The organism is Pseudomonas sp. R62 (assembly GCF_000257605.1).
Taxonomy (GTDB): Bacteria; Pseudomonadota; Gammaproteobacteria; order Pseudomonadales; family Pseudomonadaceae; genus Aquipseudomonas; species Aquipseudomonas atacamensis.
In genome coordinates this window covers 1-1214 of sequence record NZ_AHZM01000872.1, presented here as the reverse complement: position 1 = coordinate 1214, position 1214 = coordinate 1, and the positions used below count along the sequence as shown (strand labels likewise).

The 1214-nt window shown below is 56.8% G+C and carries 2 protein-coding genes; both read left to right on the top strand.

Annotated features, from left to right (window positions below):
- On the top strand, positions 1 to 522 hold a 522-nt coding region (locus tag OQK_RS00770; RefSeq protein ID WP_016770683.1), incomplete at its 5' end, for an AMP-binding enzyme.
- A gap of 347 nt (positions 523 to 869) precedes the next feature.
- The coding region (locus tag OQK_RS00765) for an AMP-binding protein (protein WP_038860161.1) at positions 870 to 1214 on the top strand (345 nt) is incomplete at its 3' end.

Sequence of the window (1214 nt, the reverse complement as noted above, 5' to 3'; positions counted from 1 at the left end):
CTGCCGGTGCCGGGTACGCTGGTGAAAATCATCAACGATGACGGCGTCGAGCAGCCGCTGGGCGAGCGCGGCGAGCTGTGCATCAAAGGCCCGCAGATCATGAAGGGTTACTGGAACAAACCCGAAGCCACCGCCGAAGTGCTGGATGCCGAGGGTTGGTTCAAGTCTGGCGATATCGCCGTGATCGACCCGGACGGTTTTGTGCGCATCGTCGATCGCAAGAAGGACATGATCATCGTCTCCGGTTTCAACGTGTACCCCAACGAAATCGAAGACGTGGTCATGGCCCACCCGAAAGTCGCCAACTGCGCGGTCATCGGCGTGCCGGACGAACGTTCGGGAGAGGCGGTGAAGCTGTTTGTGGTAGCGCGGGAGAGCGGGGTCAGCCTGGAAGAGCTGAAGGCGTACTGCAAAGAGAATTTCACGGCCTACAAGGTGCCGAAACACATCGTGCTGCGTGAGTCGTTGCCGATGACGCCTGTAGGGAAAATTCTGCGGCGCGAGTTGCGGGATATCGCCTAGGTCTGAACCGCAGCGCTTGTGACATTCGCGAGCAGGCTCGCTCCCACAGGTATCGATGGTTTCTGTGGGAGCGAGCCTGCTCGCGAATCTTTTGTGCCCGCTGAATTCGGGGGTTTTGGGGAGTTATAGGATTTTTGCTCTAAAATGACCGCTGGCAAGTCTTGAGTCATCAATATGACTGTAGGGGCCTCTTTTGGCTCTGGTCGACCCTTGGCAAAGCTGCTACTCTCGGCGCGCTTTGTGACTTCTCGGCCTGTAAAACGCCGGATTCACCAATACAAAACACACACCAATAATAATCGCATCAAATGCGGTGAAGAATTCGCGTTGCTGAGGAGTGGGCTTCCATGATCGAAGACTTTTGGAAGGATAAGTACCCGGCTGGAATCGCAGCCGAGATCAATCCAGACGAGTATCCGAACATTCAGGCAGTGTTGAAGCAATCCTGCCAACGCTTCGCCAACAAACCGGCTTTCAGCAACCTCGGCAAGACAATCACCTACGGTGAGCTGTACGAGCTGTCCGGGGCCTTTGCCGCGTATCTGCAACAGCATACCGACTTGCAGCCCGGTGATCGAATCGCCGTGCAACTGCCCAACGTCCTGCAGTATCCGGTCGCGGTCTTCGGTGCCATTCGCGCCGGGCTGATCGTGGTCAACACCAACCCGCTGTACACCGCGCGGGAAATGGAA